Source organism: Mesorhizobium sp., assembly GCF_017306585.1.
In the GTDB taxonomy this organism is placed as follows: domain Bacteria; phylum Pseudomonadota; class Alphaproteobacteria; order Rhizobiales; family Rhizobiaceae; genus Mesorhizobium.
Map to the genome: position 1 here is coordinate 1 of NZ_JAFKIC010000319.1, position 1222 is coordinate 1222.

Here is a 1222-nt window from a genome sequence, read left to right on the forward strand (position 1 = left end):
GGCGAAAGCGGCTATACCGTCGTCGGAACCCCAACTTCCGCCAACCCAAGAAGGAAAATGAGATGAGTTCAGATAAAGTGGCTGTCATCGTGGCCGGCGGCAGCGGCATGGGGGCGGCGGCGGCCAGGCGGCTGGCGGCGGACGGGTTCAAGGTCGCCATCCTGTCCTCGTCGGGCAAGGGCGAGGCGCTGGCCAAGGAATTGGGCGGTATCGGCGTCACCGGCTCCAACCAGTCGAATGACGACCTGCAGCGGCTCGCCGATGCGGCACTCAAGGCGTGGGGCAGGATCGACGTGCTGGTCAACAGCGGCGGCCATGGCCCGCGCGCGCCGATCCTGGAGATCACCGACGAGCAGTGGCACACCGGCATGGATGTCTATCTGATGAACGTCGTGCGCCCGGTGCGCATCGTGGCGCCGCAGATGGTCAAGCAGAAGGGCGGCGCCATCATCAACATCTCGACGGCCTGGGTGGCCGAGCCGAACGCGATGTTCCCGACCTCGGCGGTGTTCCGCGCAGGCCTCGCCGCCTACACCAAGATTTTTTCAAACACCTACGCGGCCGACAATGTGCGCATGAACAACGTGCTGCCCGGCTGGATCGACAGCCTGCCCGCCACCGAGGAGCGCCGCGACAACGTGCCGATGCAGCGCTACGGCACATCGGAAGAGATTGCCGCGACGGTCGCATTCCTGGCTTCCGAAGGGGCGGGCTATATTACGGGGCAGAATATCCGCGTGGATGGAGGGGTGATCCGGGCGCTGTGAGGCACGGCGCGACTTCCCTTCTCCCCTTGTGGGAGAAGGTGGATCGGCGCGTAGCGCCGAGACGGATGAGGGGTGTTCCAGCGGAGTGAGGCGTTGGTGTTTTCTGGAACACCCCTCATCCGACCTCGCTTCGCGAGGCCACCTTCTCCCACAAGGGGAGAAGGGAAAGCGCGCCTCACCGCTGATCCGCATCCGTCAGCGTCTGCAGGAACGCCACGATGTCGTCGATCTCGGCGTCGTTCAGCGCCGGCTTGCCGCCCGGCTTCTTGCCTTCGAACGGCGGATCCTGATTCAAGTTCGGCCAGTAAGCCTTTGGCAGATCGTCGAATTTGTCGATCGTGCCGTCGGCATTGCGGGGATACCAGCGGCCCGAATCGGTGTCGCGGCTGGCGTAGAAGGCGACCGCGTCGCGCAGCGTGTGGAACTCGCCATTGTGGAAGAAGCTCTTGCGCAGC

General features: G+C 64.6%; 1 protein-coding gene and 1 pseudogene. One reads left to right on the forward strand and one right to left on the reverse strand.

Going from position 1 to position 1222, the window contains the following annotated elements:
- Nucleotides 1–62: 62 nt before the first annotated feature.
- Complete coding sequence (locus J0I79_RS33980; RefSeq protein ID WP_292870227.1) at nucleotides 63–767, forward strand: SDR family oxidoreductase; 705 nt, start codon at nucleotides 63–65, stop codon at nucleotides 765–767.
- A gap of 175 nt (nucleotides 768–942) precedes the next feature.
- Here the strand turns inward: J0I79_RS33980 and J0I79_RS33985 are convergent.
- Nucleotides 943–1222, reverse strand: a pseudogene (locus J0I79_RS33985) (cytochrome-c peroxidase); the annotation flags it as partial.

What these genes read in the sequence shown, in the direction of transcription:
- J0I79_RS33980 (WP_292870227.1), top strand. Translation starts at nt 63, where the DNA reads ATGAGTTCAGATAAAGTGGCTGTCATCGTGGCCGGCGGCAGCGGCATG.